This is a genomic window from Mailhella massiliensis (assembly GCF_020741395.1).
GTDB classification, from domain to species: domain Bacteria; phylum Desulfobacterota; class Desulfovibrionia; order Desulfovibrionales; family Desulfovibrionaceae; genus Mailhella; species Mailhella massiliensis_A.
In genome coordinates, this window is sequence record NZ_DYZA01000019.1 from 1 (window position 1) to 15430 (window position 15430).

The 15430-nt window shown below is 60.7% G+C and carries 12 protein-coding genes and 1 tRNA gene; 4 read left to right on the plus strand and 9 right to left on the minus strand.

Going from position 1 to position 15430, the window contains the following annotated elements; genetic code table 11:
• Window positions 1-690: 690 nt before the first annotated feature.
• The 5 genes from radA to K8W16_RS00950 are packed head-to-tail and all read right to left on the minus strand — an operon-like array spanning window position 691 to window position 6236.
• Window positions 691-2085 (minus strand): DNA repair protein RadA, encoded by a 1395-nt coding sequence (gene radA / locus K8W16_RS00930; protein ID WP_304120367.1) that lies wholly within the window; start codon window positions 2083-2085, stop codon window positions 691-693.
• 9 nt (window positions 2086-2094) lie between these two features.
• The gene (rpiB, locus tag K8W16_RS00935; RefSeq protein ID WP_304120368.1) at window positions 2095-2526 is read right to left on the minus strand and encodes a ribose 5-phosphate isomerase B; all 432 of its coding nucleotides are present in this window, start codon (window positions 2524-2526) and stop codon (window positions 2095-2097) included.
• A gap of 20 nt (window positions 2527-2546) precedes the next feature.
• The gene (locus K8W16_RS00940) at window positions 2547-3401 is read right to left on the minus strand and encodes a hypothetical protein (protein ID WP_304120370.1); all 855 of its coding nucleotides are present in this window, start codon (window positions 3399-3401) and stop codon (window positions 2547-2549) included.
• Window positions 3398-5209 (minus strand): tetratricopeptide repeat protein, encoded by a 1812-nt coding sequence (locus tag K8W16_RS00945; protein WP_304120372.1) that lies wholly within the window; start codon window positions 5207-5209, stop codon window positions 3398-3400. The genes K8W16_RS00940 and K8W16_RS00945 overlap by 4 nt, the downstream gene beginning before the upstream one ends.
• 22 nt (window positions 5210-5231) lie before the next feature.
• Window positions 5232-6236 (minus strand): RNA polymerase sigma factor RpoD/SigA, encoded by a 1005-nt coding sequence (locus K8W16_RS00950; RefSeq protein WP_304120388.1) that lies wholly within the window; start codon window positions 6234-6236, stop codon window positions 5232-5234.
• A gap of 466 nt (window positions 6237-6702) precedes the next feature.
• On the opposite strand from K8W16_RS00950, the gene K8W16_RS00955 reads away from it, so the two are divergent.
• The 4 genes from K8W16_RS00955 (at window position 6703) to K8W16_RS00970 (ending at window position 9037) form a co-directional block, all read left to right on the plus strand.
• Window positions 6703-7221, plus strand: coding sequence for a thioredoxin family protein (locus K8W16_RS00955; RefSeq protein WP_304120375.1), 519 nt, complete (start codon window positions 6703-6705; stop codon window positions 7219-7221).
• A 5-nt stretch (window positions 7222-7226) separates the two neighbouring features.
• Window positions 7227-7742 carry a hypoxanthine phosphoribosyltransferase gene (hpt, locus tag K8W16_RS00960; RefSeq protein WP_304120377.1) on the plus strand — a complete coding sequence of 172 codons (516 nt, stop codon included), beginning with the start codon at window positions 7227-7229 and terminating at the stop codon, window positions 7740-7742.
• A gap of 177 nt (window positions 7743-7919) precedes the next feature.
• Window positions 7920-8900, plus strand: a complete 981-nt coding sequence (locus K8W16_RS00965) for a DUF3426 domain-containing protein (protein WP_304120379.1) — start codon at window positions 7920-7922, stop codon at window positions 8898-8900.
• A gap of 61 nt (window positions 8901-8961) precedes the next feature.
• Window positions 8962-9037 (plus strand) — tRNA-Phe (locus K8W16_RS00970).
• A gap of 988 nt (window positions 9038-10025) precedes the next feature.
• Here K8W16_RS00970 and K8W16_RS00975 read toward each other — a convergent pair.
• From K8W16_RS00975 to fdnG, 4 genes are all read right to left on the minus strand, one after another.
• Window positions 10026-10466, minus strand: coding sequence for a cytochrome c3 family protein (locus K8W16_RS00975; RefSeq protein ID WP_304120380.1), 441 nt, complete (start codon window positions 10464-10466; stop codon window positions 10026-10028).
• A 42-nt stretch (window positions 10467-10508) separates the two neighbouring features.
• The gene (locus K8W16_RS00980) at window positions 10509-11432 is read right to left on the minus strand and encodes a formate dehydrogenase accessory protein FdhE (RefSeq protein WP_304120382.1); all 924 of its coding nucleotides are present in this window, start codon (window positions 11430-11432) and stop codon (window positions 10509-10511) included.
• Window positions 11433-11516: 84 nt separating this feature from the next.
• Window positions 11517-12176 (minus strand): 4Fe-4S dicluster domain-containing protein, encoded by a 660-nt coding sequence (locus K8W16_RS00985; protein WP_304120384.1) that lies wholly within the window; start codon window positions 12174-12176, stop codon window positions 11517-11519.
• Window positions 12177-12222: 46 nt separating this feature from the next.
• A complete protein-coding gene (gene fdnG / locus K8W16_RS00990) occupies window positions 12223-15264 on the minus strand; it encodes a formate dehydrogenase-N subunit alpha (RefSeq protein ID WP_304120386.1) in 3042 nt (1013 codons plus the stop codon).
• Between the last annotated feature and the right edge of the window lie 166 nt (window positions 15265-15430).

Here is a 15430-nt window from a genome sequence, read left to right on the forward strand (position 1 = left end):
ATAAAGGCATTTTAATAAATATTTTCTTGACTTTTAATATGATTTTCATCATAAAATATAAAAAATAAGGAGCTGTACCATGAAGAAGGCGTTTGAGGAATATCTGATAAAGAACGGATACCGTCAGGTGACCGGAAGCGGCAATCCCAGTACCGTGTATGATTACTGCCGCAGAGTCGACAGGTGGCGAAGGAGGAAAATCTCACCTGGGAAGAGCTGGCGGAGAAGATTGATGATATTCTGCCATGCTATGATGAGGGCGGCATCATGCAGGAGACGGGAAGGAAATCCCACGGGGCCGTCGTCAACGCGCTGAGAAGATTTTCTGAGTTTGTGAAAAGCGGAAAATAAGAGCGCCGGAGACCTGTTTCCTGCGGCGTCGCGTTTATCCGTTTCCGTCGGATATCGGGCAAACGCGACGCAATAGGCGGAACATGAGGATAACGTGCCCGGCATCCTCGTGCGGAGCTTGGGGAGCATGGGGCGCGCAGGGCCGCAAAAAGAAAGGCGAGAGCCTTCGGGAGGGCGTATGCAAAGAGGCACGGAGTGCGTTTCTGCCTGCTGCATCATGCCGCGTTTTCCGGCTGCGCGGTGAAGAAGGGAAAACGCAGGTTCCAGCACGGAAGATATCGAAGCCCGGGCCCGGCGGCAGGTGCTTATGAAGCGGCCGCCGGTTGCGGGGAGGGCGTTTCAGAACGGAGCGTCGTCTCCGGGGCCGGTTCTGCCGTCTTTCGCCGTTCCTTTGCGGAAAAGGACGCGCTGCAGGTCGGCCACGGTGGCGATGCCGCGGCTTTTGGCGTTCTCCGGGCAGAGAATGGGGCTGTAGCCGAGGCGCATCGCCTGCTTCATGCGTATGTCCTGGCCGGATACGGGGCGCACTTGTCCGTTGAGGTCCACCTCGCCCCAGAGCACGCAACGCTCGGGAAGGGGAATATCGTAAAAGGAAGAGAGCAGGGCGGCCACCAGCGCCAGGTCCAGCCCCGGCTCCTGAAGGCGCATGCCGCCGCCTACCTTGGCGTAGATATCCGCCTGCCCGAAGTTGAGGTGCAGGCGTTTTTCCAGCACGGCGAGCAGGAGATGCAGACGGTTCACGTCGAAGCCGAGGCCGGTACGGCGGGGGATGGAAAGGTAGCTCCTGGCGGCGAGAGCCTGTATTTCCACGGCAAAGGGACGCTGCCCGTCCACAGCCATGACTACGGCTGTGCCGCTCAGGGAAGTGTCGCGCGCGCCGAGGAAGAAGGTGGACGGGTCTTCCACAAGTTCCAGCCCTCTGCGGGCCATGCGGAAGATGAGCAGTTCCTGATTGGGGCCGAAGCGGTTTTTCAGCACGCGGAGCATGCGGAACATTTCCCGGCGGTCGCCTTCCAGGGAAATGACGGTGTCCACCAGATGTTCCAGAAGGCGGGGCCCGGCAAGCGTGCCGTCCTTGGTGACGTGCCCCACGAGCACCAGCGTGGTGTCGGCCCGGCGGCATCGCTCCACAAGTTCCGTGGCCACGGCCCGCACCTGGCTGACGTTGCCGGGCAGGCCTTCCGCGTTGTCGGAGGCGAGGGTCTGCACGGAATCCACGATAAGCAGAGCAGGGGCTTTCTCAGGGAGTTCGAGCGCAGGAAAAAGGTCTTCCACCCGGCTGGTGGCCACGGCAAGCAGCGAATCGTGCAGCACGTCGAGGCGCTCGGCCCGGCTTTTTATCTGCGGGAGCGATTCTTCCCCGCTGGCGTAGAGGACGGTTTTTCCCTCGCGGGCCACGGCTCCGGCAAGCTGCAGCAGGAGAGTGGACTTGCCTATGCCCGGCTCCCCGCCCACCAGAATGGCGGCTCCGGGCACGAAACCGTGCCCGAGAATACGGTCGAGCGCGTCCAACCCCGTGCCGAAGGCCGCATGGTCGCTGCCGGAAATTTCGGCAAGGGGCTGTATGCGCACGCCCGTGCGGGCTTCGGCGGACAGGGGCCTGCCTGTGGCAGACTGCGCGAGACGCACAAGCTCAAGGGTGTTCCATTCGCGGCATTTCGGGCATTGCCCGCGCCACTGGGCGCTCTGAGCGCCGCAGGCGCTGCAGACATAGGTTTCCCGAAGTTTCGCCATAGGCCGGGCTTACTTGTTGAAAAGGTTGATGCGGCGCAGGTGGCGGCCGCCTTCAAACGGGGTACTGAGGAATACGTCCACCATGCTGGCGGCGATGCCCGGGCCGGAAACGCGCTCCCCGAGGCAGATGATGTTGGCGTTGTTGTGGGCGCGGGCGAAGGATGCGTGGAATTCGCTGGTGCACAGCGCCGCACGGATGCCCGGAACGCGGTTGGCGGCCATGCTCATGCCTATGCCCGTGCCGCATACCAGCACGCCGAAGGAGCTCTCATCCCTGAGGACGCAGTCCGTGACGGCCTGGGCCTTCAGCGGATAATCGCAGCTCGCGGGATCGGAAGGGCCGAGATCGTGCACGTCATGCCCCTGATCCTTCAGGTGACGCACAAGAAAAGTTTTAAGATTGAAGCCCCCGTGATCGGACGCGATGTAAATGGTGCTCATGACTCTCTCCATTGGCGCGTTTATTGGTCCAGCGAATAGACGGCGATATCCTGCGGAACTTCCAACTCCATGCTCAGGCCGGGAAGCGTGCCCGCGCTCCGGCGCTCCTTGACGAGCAGTACCATGCGCAGAGGCTGTTCACCTTCCATGCGGCCGTCCAGTTTGTAGGGTAGGGCGTCGTCGCCGTAGGCGATATCCAGCGTCCAGCGCCCCGACATGCTCCAGCGCACAGGCCGGGCCTCGGCGTTCAGCTCAAGCTCGCATGCGCGGCCTTCGCTCCGGCAGAGGTAGATGATATTGCCGTCGTCTCCGCTGAGGTATCGCTCCGGAGCCGTGACGTCAAGAGCGGACAGGTAGCGCCCGGCGAGGAAGTCGTTGAGCCTGTTCATGGAAAAAGGCAGAGGCAGGCCCAGCAGGCGGCGCAGGTTTTCCGCCGTCTCCACTCCGGCGTAGGCCTTCTGATCGCGGGGCAGTACCACGAGCATGCGCCCGTTGTCGAAGAGGGCCTTGGCCACATTAGCCCCTACGCCCGCGTTGACCTCAAGGCGTATGGCCCGCGCGTCGCCCGGCATGTCGGAACCGAAGTCCGCCGTATCCAGTCCTGCGGGGCCGTGCCCGTCCTTTTCGGCGGACAGGTCGACCTCGCTTCGGGTCCAGAGCACATAAGTGACGCGCCGGGTGTCGCCTTCCGGGCCGAAACGCAGGCTTCCGGAGAGCATGTCGTCTTCCGCAGGGCGGGAGGAAAGCTGCATAAAGGCCTGCCAGCGGCTTTCCGCTTCGCTCTCAGGAACAAGCAGCTGCCCCCTGGGGGCGCAGCCCCCGAGCAGGGCGAGAAGGATCAGACAGACAAGGAGGAGGGAAGGGATTTTTTTCATCTATGTTTTTCCAGTTTGAGCCGCACCCTGGCAGCGTCTTCGGGGAAGTCCATGCCCTGGAACAGCTCGAGGGCCTTCTGCCAGCCCTGCCGGGCGTTTTTCCCGTCGCCCCGGGCAAAGGCTATGTCGCCGTAGTGCTCGAACATGGCGGGATCGCCGGGGCCGGATTTGTCGGAAGCGTCCAGCGCTTTTTGTATCTGTTCCCAGGCGTCCTCCAGTTCCCCCCGGCGGAAATGCACCCAGGCCAGGGAGTCGAGGATGAAGTCCGCCTCAGGCTCAAGCTCCACGGCGCGCTGAAGAAGCGCATAGGCCCTGTCCAGCTCCCGGTTGCCGTCGGCCAGATTATAGCCCACATAATTGAGCGCGAGGGCGTTGTCGGGAAATTTCTCAACCACTTTTTCCATGAGCGCCATGGCCTTCGGCCGGTTGCCCATGACTTCCTGAAGATAGGCCTGCTGGAATGCGGCGTTTTCGTTGTCCGGCTGAAGATGCAGGGCTTCGGCAAGGACCTTGTCCGCAGCCTTGAAATCCTTCTGCAGCGTGAGAAGTTCCGCGGTAAGAAGCAGGGGCTCCACATCCGTGGGGCGCAGGCGGCGCATGTCGTCCAGCGCTTGCAGCGCCTCGGGAAAACGCTTCCGTTCATAGAGAATGCGGACCTTCATGCGCAGGGCCTTGTCGTATTCCGGACTGCCCCGGGAAAGCCGATCCAGCAGGGAAAGGGCGCGCTCAGGGTCCATGCCCGTCTCATAAAGCAGCGCCGCATGATAGAAATAGATCCCTTCGGGCATGCCGGGCTGCTTTTCCAGCCGGGAGAGCAGTTTTTCCGCTTGGTCGGCAAGCTTTTCATCCATGAGCATGGCCGCGGAGGCCACGGAAAAATGCAGCGGGTCGTGGGATTCGGATATGGTTGCGACCACGGCGTCCATATTGTTTTCCTGAAGCAGAAGGCGGATGAGAAAGAGCCGGGCGCTGCGGTTGTCCGGGTCTGAGTCTAGGAGATTTCGGTAAATCTTTTTCGCTTCCGCTTTCCGGTCGAGTTCTTCCAGGGTAAGGGCGAGCAGCTGCCAGGCTTCGGAATATTCCGGGTCTTCCTTCACGGCGGCATTGAGCTGGACTCTGGCCTCGGCAAAGCGGCCGGACACGTTCAGGGCCTGGGCGTAGGCGAAGCGTATCTGGGGCGTGAGCTGCTTTTCGGGGATGCGGCGGAACACCGTCATGGCGTCTTCCGTGCGGCCGCTGCGAAGAAGGGCGAGAGCGAGCTCCGCCTGGGCCTGCCCGTCCGCAGGATGGCCCGCGGCAAAAGAACGCAGAAGTTCTATGGCCTCTTCGCGCGAGTTGTGCTGGATGAGCAGGTCGGCCTGAAGGGAAACAAGGGCAAGCTCGTCCGGCATCTGCTCCGAGGCGCTCTGGATAAGCAGCACGGCGTCGTTTTCATGGTCGTGGGCGAGCAGCCAGATTGCGGCGTCGATGATGGGAGCGGAAGAGGGCAGCTTGTAGGGGCCCGTGCCGAACCTGAGCAGCCTTTCGGCGGCGTCGAGCACGGCGTCCTTGTCGTTGTTGTCCAGCGCGGCGTCGAGCTTGAGCTGAGCGAAAATAAGCTCCGCCCGCTGTGAAGGCTCCTGCGGCATGAGCAGGGTGGGGGCCAGGAAGCGTTCCTGCCGGGCGGAAAGGTCGGCGCTTCTGCCCGTGGCCGTGCATCCTGCGGGAAGCAGCATGAGAGCGAGGGTGGAGGCCAGCATCAGGCGCGCCCGCCTTGAGGAAGCGGCATGCCGCCCTGCCCGGAAACGTGGCTTGGAATGACTGAACATGGAAATCCCTGTGGCGGAAGAGTCAGGGCTGGATCCACTCTTCCGAGAAGTCTTTGATCTCGCGCCCGAGATGTTCTTTCAGTTTTTCCAGCAGGCGCGCTTCCAGCTGGCGTATGCGTTCACGAGTGACATTGTAGCGCTCGCCGATTTCCCGGAGCGTGGCGGGTTCGTCGGTGAGAAGACGGTGTTCCAGAATGTAGATTTCCTTTTCCGAGAGGGAGGGGACAAGCTCCGCGATGCTCTCGCGCACCAGGCGGGAGACTTCGGAATCGGCAATACCTTCCTCCACCCCGGGCCCGAGGGCGGGCAGAAAATCCATGCGCGAGGCGCTGCCGTTTTCATCGCTCACCGGAAGGTCGAGGGAAACGTCGCCCGCGTCCAGGCGTTGCTGCATCTCCACCACCTGATCCTGCGTGACGCCGAGGCGCTCGGAAAGAAGCGCCGTATCTGGATCGAAGCCCTGAAGGATGAGCTTCTGCCTTTCGCGGTTCAGGTTGTAGAACAGCTTGCGCTGGGCCTGCGTCGTGCCTATTTTCACCATGCGCCAGTTGTCCATGATGAACTTGAGTATGTAGGCCTTGATCCAGAACGAAGCGTAGTAGGAAAACTTGATGCCCTTGTCCGGGTCGAACTTGTTTACCGCGCGCAAAAGCCCCACGTTGCCTTCCTGAATGAGGTCGAGCACGTTTTGCATCCAGCGGCGCTGAAAGTCCATGGCAATGCGCACCACGAGGCGCAGATGTGAGGAGATGATGCGGAAAGCCGCCTGCGTGTCGCCGTGATCGCGTACGCGCCTTGCGAGCTCCGTTTCCTCTTCCGGTTCCAGCAGGGGGAATTTGCTCACCTCGCGCAGGTAACTTTGGAGATTGTCGCGTACGGGCACGCTGGGCAGTCTGTCCTGTGCCAGGGCGGGCAGATTGCTGCCGAGGTCTATGACTTTTCCGCCCTCGTCGAAATCATCGAAGGCGGGAAAATCCTCGTCGGGTACGAGTTCGCCTTCCTGCGCCTGTTCAAGTTCCGCCTCCATGAGCTCCGGGGAATCCTCCCCTTCGGGGGCGTCGGGCTGCGGAGTTTCTTCTTCGCCGGAAGAAACGGCTTTCCGGGAAGCGGTGCGTTTTTTCGGATTTTTTTCCGCGCTGCCGGAGGCGGCTTTCGCCGGAGAGCTCTCGCCGGAAGGAATTTCTGAAGCAAAGCTTTCGGAAATGTCGATGATATCCATATCATCCTTGGATATCTTGCGTTTTTTACCCCGCGTCGAGGAGCGGCCATGCCCGGCCCCTGCGGAGGCAAGAAGTTCGGCTTCGCGTGCGTCAGAAATTTTTGTCATGAAGTCATCCTTATTTCGGCAGCTCTTCCGGGGATGGAAGCTTGTTTGCCGGAATGTATCCTATAGTTTAAGGTTTGCGTTTTCAACGATTTTCAGTACACCTAAAAAAGTTCGCGGCAGAAAAGATGTCTGCGGCGCATTTTGAGGAAAAGGAAGGAGTTGTTCTATGGTCGGAATACCGTCGGGCTTTTTTCGCCGCCTGACCGGAGTGGTGATTGCAGGCATGATTGCCTTTACCCTGGCCTGCCCTGTAGGCGAGGCCCCGGCGCAGGAGGGGGGAAGGCACCTGAAGCCTGTGCATACCTATGAGCTCCTGGATGAGCTTGCCGCCAATCACGGCAAGGTGATCCTGGTGAATTTCTTTGCCGCCTTCTGCGGCCCGTGCCGCAGGGAGATACCGGAGCTTATCAAAATGCGCAAGGAAATCCCCGAGGAGGAGCTGCTCATCATCGGAGTCGCCATTGATGAGAATATCCGCGAGGCGGACAGCTTCGTGAAGTCCATGGGCATGCTGGGAGCCTACCCCGTGTACTACGGCGGTGAGGAGCTGGCGCGGGCCTATCGCATCGACGCCATTCCCTTCAACGTCATCTACAACAGGGACGGGCACATCGAGGTGAGCGAGGCGGGCTATGTCCCAGCCCCGGAAATGAAACAGTTTCTTATGAGCCTTATCAGGCGGTGATGGGCATGCTCAGGGAAATATTGGGAGAAGAGCGTATCAGGCAGCGTGTGGCGGCCATGGCGGAGGAAATCGACGAGCTGTACCGGGACGAGAGCGTGATCGCCGTTTGCGTGCTCAAGGGAGCGTTTTTCTTTTTCAGCGACCTTGTCCGGGCCATGAAGACGGAAACCGTCGTCGACTTCGTGCGCCTTGCCAGCTACGGGGCGGGACAGAGCAGCAGCGGGGAAGTGCGCATCATCAAGGATGTTGAAGTCAACGTGGCCGGCCGCCATGTGCTCATTATCGAGGATATTGTGGATTCGGGCCGCTCCATGAACGTGCTGGTGCGGCACCTGGCCGCCCTCGGCGCAAAATCCGTGCGCATCGCCGTGCTCATTGATAAAAAGGAACGGCGGGAATTCGTCGTCCATACCGATTTCGTGGGCTTCGATCTGCCTGCCGGCTTCATTGTGGGGTACGGGCTTGACTGTGCGGAAAGATATCGCAATCTTCCGGCTATCTACGAGCTGCTTGACTGTTGATGCAGCCGGTGTATGGTCGCCTTGCGCGGATCGGAGCGGGAAACTCTTCCCTGAAAGCTCCCTGCCCGGAAAAAGGGGGAAAAGGTGTACCCCGTGCCTCGGTACGCAGGCCTGCTTCCGCTTTTCTGCGCGTATGCCCAGAAGTAAAACGCTCCAGTCAAGGATGGAGAATATCTCATGAATGTGACCTGCCCCCAGTGCAATACGGTATATCGCCTGCCCGATGAAAAAGTGAAGCCCGGAGTCAAGCTCCGCTGCTCGGTCTGTCGCCATATTTTCCCCCTTGCCTTGGAGGAGGCGCCGATTCTTCTGGAGAGGCAGGAACCTGCCCCCGCCCGTGAGGAAAAGGCGGCCCCCGAAGGCGGCCCCCTTGATTTCGGTCGGGAGCCGCGCCGTGCCTCCGCTCAGGAGCACGGCGGAAGCGGCGCCCTTTCCCTGGGAGGCGATACTCCCGGCTCCTCGCTTTCCCTTTCCATGGAGGAGTCCCGCAGGGAGCGGAGCACGGCGGAAAGAGGGATGCAGGGCCTGCGTCTGGAGGGTGCGGGCAGCGCCGAAGCCTTCGGCGGGCTGGACATGCCCCGCAAAAAGCGCTCTATCCTTCCCGGCTTCCTGAGTTTCGTTTTCTGCGCGGCCCTCTGCGGGGGCGCTTGGTGGATGTGGCAGAATACGCCCTATCTGGACGGCCTGAAGGGCCTTGTCGCCCCTTACCTCGGGCTGGAAACGGCCGACGCCTCAGACCCGCTTTCCCTGGTGAGCAAGCTGGAACTTCGGGATGTCCGCCAGTATCAGGTGAAGAATGAAAAGCTCGGCAATCTTATCATCATTGAAGGCAAGGTGATGAACAATTTCCCCACGCCGAGGGAACTCATCCGCCTCGAAGCGGAACTCTATGACGCTTCGGGAACCATGCTTGTTTCCCAGAAGCAGCTTGCCGGCAGCAGCATCAGCTCCTTCCAGCTGGAAGCGCTGGACAAGGAGGAGCTGGATAAGGCGCTGAACAGTACGCTGGACGTGATTTCCAGCAATGTGAACGTGCTTCCGGGCAGCGAAGTGCCCTTTACCGTGGTCTTCATCAATCCGCCCGCCGGAGCGAGCGACTACAAGGTGCGCATCGCCGAAGCATCCATCCCCAAGGGGCCGGGCAACCTTACGGAGTAGCGGAAAGCAGAAAAAAATACTTGCCATTTGTTTTTCGTTGAAGTAGATTGATTTCCGTTGTGCCGAGGTAGCTCAGTTGGTAGAGCAGGGGACTGAAAATCCCCGTGTGGGCAGTTCGATTCTGTCCCTCGGCACCACAGAAATTTCGGGCCGCAGTCATGCGGCTCTTTTTTTATATCCTGCGGACGGCGCACTCTGCGGCGTTCAGGCAGGGGGAGTCATTCCCGCCGCCCATTCCCTTTGCCGTGCAGCATGAGCCAGCCTCGGCCTCCCGGAGGTCGGATGAAAGGCCTGCCTTCTTTCGGCCGGACTCCAGGGGGAAGCCCGGAAGCCCTTGTTCCGGCGGCTGGGGGGAGAGGCAAAGGCTCCTCCCGGGCATCAGCGGCGGCAGAGCGGAACGGGGTGAAGCCGGAGCGCTGCCGATGCTCTCTTTCCGCTTCAGAGTCCTGGGGAGGCCGGATAAAAGCGGGGCGTTTCCTCCCATGCATCTGTCAGGCTCTCTCAGCCGCGGCCCCTGACAGGCTCTGGTTGCCTGTTTCCGGCGACTCGTACAACGGGAGTCCGGGAGATGCCACGGCTTGCCGGGTACATTCTCGGCAGCATGAGGCCTGCCCTTCCCGGATATGTTTGCCTGCCGTATCGACAGTGCAACCGCGGAGCAGAACTCACGATGCGGTATCGGAACGTCAGTTCCATAAGATGCCTATATCTTGTCGGGCGGCGTTTCCCTTTTCAAAAAACGACCCACGCCGCCCGCTCATTTTTTGAGGGGAATCCCAAGCCGCATGGGATGAGGTCGGGGCGACATGCCGCTTCTTTTTTTATCCCTTTCCGCTCCAACCATTTTCCCATGGCCTTTCTCTTCTCACCAGGGAACATCGGCCTGCGGGATTTCGGGGCCGATACCTGTGGTCCCGGCCGTTCCGGCTGCTGTGCGTCAAGCTCTTACCGTCACTTGTCGCGACGTTATTCTGAATTGCTGAGGGCCCTTTCCCGGCAAATCCAAAGGAGCGTTTATTCCCTGCTCTGCATCATAAGTTTCAGCTCTCGGCCCGGCTGTTTTTAATCGGCAAAAGCCCATGCTCCGACGGGGGAGCATGGGCTTTTGTTTACCGGCACGGGAAATTACTTTTCTTCCACAGGCTGGTTGGGATGGCAGGGGCGGCAGCCCTGGAATTCGGGATGTTCCGCCTTCAGGCTGTTGTGGCAGCCGAAGCAGGAATGGAGGGAGTCGCGGCTGTGGAAGGCCATGAAGCGGCTCTTCGCGTCGTTGCTTCTGCCTTTGATCGCATGGCAGCCGTCATTGGCGCTGCACGAGGCGTAGGGGGACTTTTCCAGCGTAGGGCTGTAGTGGCATATGGCGCAGCGCGGCTTGTGGTGGCAGGTGTCGCAGGTGACGTCGCCGTGGGTGCTGTGGTTGAAGGTCACCGCGAGGCGGGGCGTTTCTTCGCCGCCGAGCACGATGGGATTTTTAGGATACTTGATCGTTCCCTTGAAGTCCTGCGCGCCTGCGGGGGCGCACCAGGCCAGGGAGATGAGGAGGGTGAGGATGAAAAGCGGTCTCATGCGCAGTCTCCCAGTCCATCGGGACAATGCCCGGAGAGGTGGCTAGAATTGGTTCCAGAAGGAGGGCTTCAGCGGTTGCAGGCCTTTTTGGGCCGCGATGATATCAAGGTGCATCATGCCGAGGGCCATGGCGTCCATGTCGGGGACGGCCTCCCGTTCCCTGAGGTCTACGGAGGGGCAGTAGCTTTTGCATTTCGTGCACCAGTCGACGCGTTCCCCGAGGCTGCCGCCGCTTTCCCGAAGAAGTTCCATGACGCCGGAGCCTTCCTTGCCGCAGGAGGGGCATGCCCCCCGGCGGAAATGCCAGTCCGTGCCGCATAACGCGCAGTGCAGGTGCTTTTTCCCGCCGCCTCCCGCCAGATAGGCGTTTTTCTCATCGAAAACGCGCCCTTCCAGGTAGGAGATGGAAGGAAAAGAACCGCATACGGGGCAGAACCCCTGCATCCACGAGGCGGGGCGCTCATCCCAGGGGGCGGGGTACTTCGCAGCTACCGCACGGATGACGGGCCCAAGGCACGTTTCCAGCGCGAAAACAAGCACCGGCGCGGGAAGCTTTGCGCCTTCCGCAAGCCGGACAAGGCCTGTTTCGTTGCCGTCGAGCAGGGCCTGCGCGGCCTTCATGGCCTCTTCTTCCCTGAGGAAGAAGGCCTCCAGCGCGGCTGCGTGTCCTCCCATGCCCTGCAGGGCGGACAGAAGCGGCAGAAGAACCCGCGCCGATTCCCGCAGAAGGGGGAAAAGCCCGTCCAGCGAAGCTCCGGCCAGGAGCTGCACCCCCTGCTGCGCCCTTTCCGGCCGCCACGCGGGCAGGGAAAAGCCGCTTTCCTCCAGCATGGGGGCCAGCCTTTCCGGCAGGGCCGCCCGCGCCTCAAGAAGGGGCGTGAACGCGGCAAACACCGGCTGAAGCACGGGCCTCTGCGAGGCTATGTCGGAGAGGGTTTCGGATACGGTCTGACGGGAAATGGCCATGATGACTCCTGAAAGGCTGGATGCGGCAGGCCCGGGAATACGGGTGGAAAGGGTATGGGCTCCAAAACGACTCGGGGACGTTTCTTAGCCGAAGCTCGCGAATTCGTGATAGAATTTCGGTTCTTCAGCCAGAAGATAGACGACGTTGACTTCTTCGGTATCCACAAGGCGGGCCTTGGGGAAGCGTTCCTTCACTTTGGCCAGACGCGCTTTCGCCTCTTCCAGTACCTCGGCGCGTTCCCCGAAGACCATGGCTCCCGTGGGGCAGGTTTTCACGCACATGGGTTTCAGGCCGGCGGAAACGCGGTCGATGCACATGTCGCACTTGGTCAGCATTTTCGTCTGTTCGTTGTAGCGCGGGATATTGTAGGGGCAGGCCTTGATGATGGCCGCAATGTCGGCGGCGGAAAGTTCCTTGCACTTTTCCGTGACCAGCACGGCGCCCGTGGCCTTGTCCTGAATCATGGAGCCGGGGACGGCGAGATTGGCCATGTCCACGCAGATGGGGGTCAGGCAGTGGCGGCACTGGTCGGGGAAGAAGTTCCACACCACGTTGCCCTTGTCGTCCAGATGCTCATGAAAGCGGACGATTTTAAGATTGTTGGGGTTCAGATCCGGGGGATTCTGGTGGGAACCGCGCTGCTTCGTGGCATTGGCCGGCAGGTTGTGCCATTCCTTGCACGCCAGCTGGCAGCCGCGGCATGCCGTGCAGCGGGTGGTGTCTATGAGAAATGTCTTGGGCATCGCGTACTCCTTGAGGGGCGCGCCTTTACGGCGCGCCCCCGCCTCATCAGGCTATTTCGGTCAGCTTGCCGGCTTTGCGGATGTTCACACAGCAGGCTTTGGTTTCAGGAATGGTGGTGTTGGGGTCATAGGCCGTCACCGTGAGGCGATTGGTGGAATCGCCGCAGCCGGGAGTCGTCCACCCATAGGCGAAGGGCATGCCGATAAGGTGCACCGTCTTGCCCATGATGGTGAAGGGCCTGAGGCGTATGGTGACCATGGCTATGGCCTCCACCTGGCCCCGGGCGCTTTCAATGATGACGCCGTCACCGTTCTTGATGCCCTTTTCTTCGGCCAGTTCATGGCTCATTTCCACATAGAGCTGAGGTTCGGCTTCCAGCAGGTTGGGTACGTTGCGGGTCTCGCCGCCGCCGCACCAGTGCTCCGTCATGCTGTAGGTCGTCAGCACGATGGGGTAGCGCGGGTCGGCAGGAGCGGCGAACTTGTCGAATTCGCTCGTGTGGAACTTGAAGCACGGAGAGGTCAGCTGGCTGGAGAACGGATGCGCAGCCACCGGCGATTCGGCAGGTTCGTAGTGTTCGGGGAGGGGGCCGTCAAGCCGCCCGGGCCCGAAGATCTGCGCCGCGCCGTCGGTGTTCATGATGAAGGGCTGACGCCCGTTCTCCTTGTCCGCCATGGGAGGCCAGGGGCCGTCGGGCACGTCGCCCACCCATGCGCCGTCCTTCCATTCAATGACCGCCTTCGCGGGATTCCAGGGCTTGCCCTCAAGGTCGACGGACGCACGGTTGTACAGGATGCGGCGGTTGATGGGCCAGCACCAAGACCAGTTGGGGTAGATGCCGATCCTTGCCTGCATTTCCGTCTGTGAGGGGTCGCGCCGCTTGGACTTGTTGCCCTCCTCCTCCGTCCAGCTGCCGGTGTACAGCCAGTTGAGCGACGAGGTGGAGCCGTCGGCCTGAAGATTGCCGAAGGCCGGCACAAGCTGCCCGCGCTTGTAGGTCTTGCCGTTGATGGTGGTATCCTTCCAGAAGAAGCCGTTGATGCGCTTCGCCCAGTCGGACGCGTCGAACTTCTCCGCCCAGTTCAGCTTGAGAATCGGGTCGGGGAAGACGCCGCCTTCCTTCTTGTACAGCTCCCTGATGGTGTTGATGAGCGGCACATAGATATCGCCGAAGCAGCGGGCTTCTCCCGCAGGCTCCACAGCCTTGTCGAACCACTGGAGCCAGCGGCCGCTGTTGCTGATGGTGCCTTCCTTTTCCACCCGGTGCGCGGAGGGCAGCAGGAAGACTTCCGTCTTCATGGTGGAGGGATCCACACCCGGGCGGCGCCAGTTGTCCGAAGTCTCGGAGTTGTGCAGCTCGCCCACCACCAGCCAGTCAAGATGGTCCAGGGCGGCGCGCATCTTGTTGGTGTTGGGGAAGCTGTTCATGGGGTTCACGCCGAACACGAAGCCGCCGCGCATCTTGTCGTGCAGCATGCGGTCCATGGCGTACATGTAGGAGTAGTCCTCTCCGTCCTCACACTTGGGAAGCCAGCCGTAGCAGAAATCGTTTTCCGCCGTGGCCGCATCCCCGAACCAGCCCTTGAGAAGGCTCGCGATGTACTTGGGGCGGTTGCCCCACCAGTTCGCGCTGTCCTTGAAGTGGGTGACGGGAGTATTCGCCTTGTTGTATTCCGCAAGCGTCTGCCACTGCGCGAGAGGCGCGTTGTGGTAGCCGGGAAGGTTGTGGTAGAGCAGGGCATGGTCGGTAGACCCCTGCACGTTGGGTTCCCCGCGCAGGGCGTTGATGCCGCCGCCCGCCACGCCGATGTTGCCCAGCAGCAGCTGGATAATGGCCGAGGCGCGGATGTTCTGCACGCCCACAGTGTGCTGAGTCCAGCCTATGGCGTACAGGATGGTCCCGGCCTTGTCCGGCCTGCCGGTGGCGCAGAAGGTCTTGTAGACCTTCATGAGGTTTTCCTGGGATACGCCCGTGATGCTGGATACGTTCTCCAGCGTGTAGCGGGAATAGTGCCTGGCCATCACGTTGAAGACGCACCTCTCGTCTTTAAGCGTGAAGTCGCGCACGGGAGCCCCCGCTTCATCGCGTTTGAACGCCCAGGAGGAGCGGTCGTAGATGCGCTTCTCCTTGTCGTATCCGCTGAAGAGCCCGTCCTGGAAGTCGTAGGAGTCTGCCAGGACGTAGGTGGCGTTGGTGTAGTTCACCACATAGTCCTTGAACCAGCTCCCTGATTCAATGATGTAATGGATCATGCCTCCCAGGAAGGCGAGATCCGTACCCGAGCGGATCGGCACATGGAAATCGCACCGTGCCGACGTGCGCGAGAACTTCGGGTCGACGTGCATGAGCGCCGCCCCGGCGTCCTTGGCCCGCATGATCCACTTGAAGGATACGGGATGATGTTCCGCAGCATTGCTGCCCATAATCAAAATGGCATCGGCATTTTTAATGTCGATCCAATGATTCGTCATAGCCCCACGTCCGAACGACTCTGCCAGAGCCGGTACAGTCGGGCTGTGTCAGACACGTGCCTGGTGGTCGATATGCACGACCCCCAGGCTGCGCATCGCCTGATGAATGACGGCGCACTCTTCGTTGGAAGCATGGGAGGTGCCCATGCAGAAAATGGATTCCAGACGGTTGACCGTCTGGCCCTTGGCATTCTTCTCGATGAAGTCGTTGTCGCGGGCCGTCTTCACTCGGCGGGCGATCTGTTCAAGAGTCCAGCCCCAGTCCTTTTCCTCCCACTTGTCGCTGTAGGGGGCGCGGTACATGGGGCGGGTGAGCCTGTGCTCGCCCGTGTACATGGTGAAGAGAGCCGCGCCCTTGGCGCAGAGGCTTCCTTCGTTGACGGGGAAATCAGGGTCGCCTTCCGTGGAGACGAGCTTGCCGTCCTTCACATAGGCGATGACCTGGCAGCATACGGCGCAGAAGGGGCACACCGTGGTGACTTCCTTCGCGCCTTCAATCTTCAGGGACGTGGCATAAGCCTTCGCCTCCTTCAGGTCGAATCCAAAATTAGCCAGCGTGAGGCACATGGCCCCCGCGCCGACCATTTTAAGGAATCCTCTACGTGTACACGCCATGAGTATTGCTCCTTAAAATATGCAGGTGAATAAAAAGGTAATAATTTTGAATGGTTGTATACATACATCCCGCCTGGCCGCAAGATGCATGTATTCTTCCTTTCAGCTATAGCCCATTTTATTTCCCATGTCCATTTGCCAGACAAGAAAAAATGTCGACAGGCTC

Bases quoted from the DNA above. Each gene is read 5' to 3' on its own strand.
- radA (WP_304120367.1), bottom strand. From the start codon at position 2,085: ATGGCGAAACTTCGGGAAACCTATGTCTGCAGCGCCTGCGGCGCTCAG.
- K8W16_RS00975 (WP_304120380.1), bottom strand. From the start codon at position 10,466: ATGAGACCGCTTTTCATCCTCACCCTCCTCATCTCCCTGGCCTGGTGC.
- K8W16_RS00985 (WP_304120384.1), bottom strand. From the start codon at position 12,176: ATGCCCAAGACATTTCTCATAGACACCACCCGCTGCACGGCATGCCGC.
- K8W16_RS00940 (WP_304120370.1), bottom strand. From the start codon at position 3,401: ATGAAAAAAATCCCTTCCCTCCTCCTTGTCTGTCTGATCCTTCTCGCC.
- K8W16_RS00945 (WP_304120372.1), bottom strand. From the start codon at position 5,209: ATGTTCAGTCATTCCAAGCCACGTTTCCGGGCAGGGCGGCATGCCGCT.
- K8W16_RS00965 (WP_304120379.1), top strand. From the start codon at position 7,920: ATGAATGTGACCTGCCCCCAGTGCAATACGGTATATCGCCTGCCCGAT.
- rpiB (WP_304120368.1), bottom strand. From the start codon at position 2,526: ATGAGCACCATTTACATCGCGTCCGATCACGGGGGCTTCAATCTTAAA.
- hpt (WP_304120377.1), top strand. From the start codon at position 7,227: ATGCTCAGGGAAATATTGGGAGAAGAGCGTATCAGGCAGCGTGTGGCG.
- K8W16_RS00950 (WP_304120388.1), bottom strand. From the start codon at position 6,236: ATGGAGGCGGAACTTGAACAGGCGCAGGAAGGCGAACTCGTACCCGAC.
- K8W16_RS00980 (WP_304120382.1), bottom strand. From the start codon at position 11,432: ATGGCCATTTCCCGTCAGACCGTATCCGAAACCCTCTCCGACATAGCC.
- K8W16_RS00955 (WP_304120375.1), top strand. From the start codon at position 6,703: ATGGTCGGAATACCGTCGGGCTTTTTTCGCCGCCTGACCGGAGTGGTG.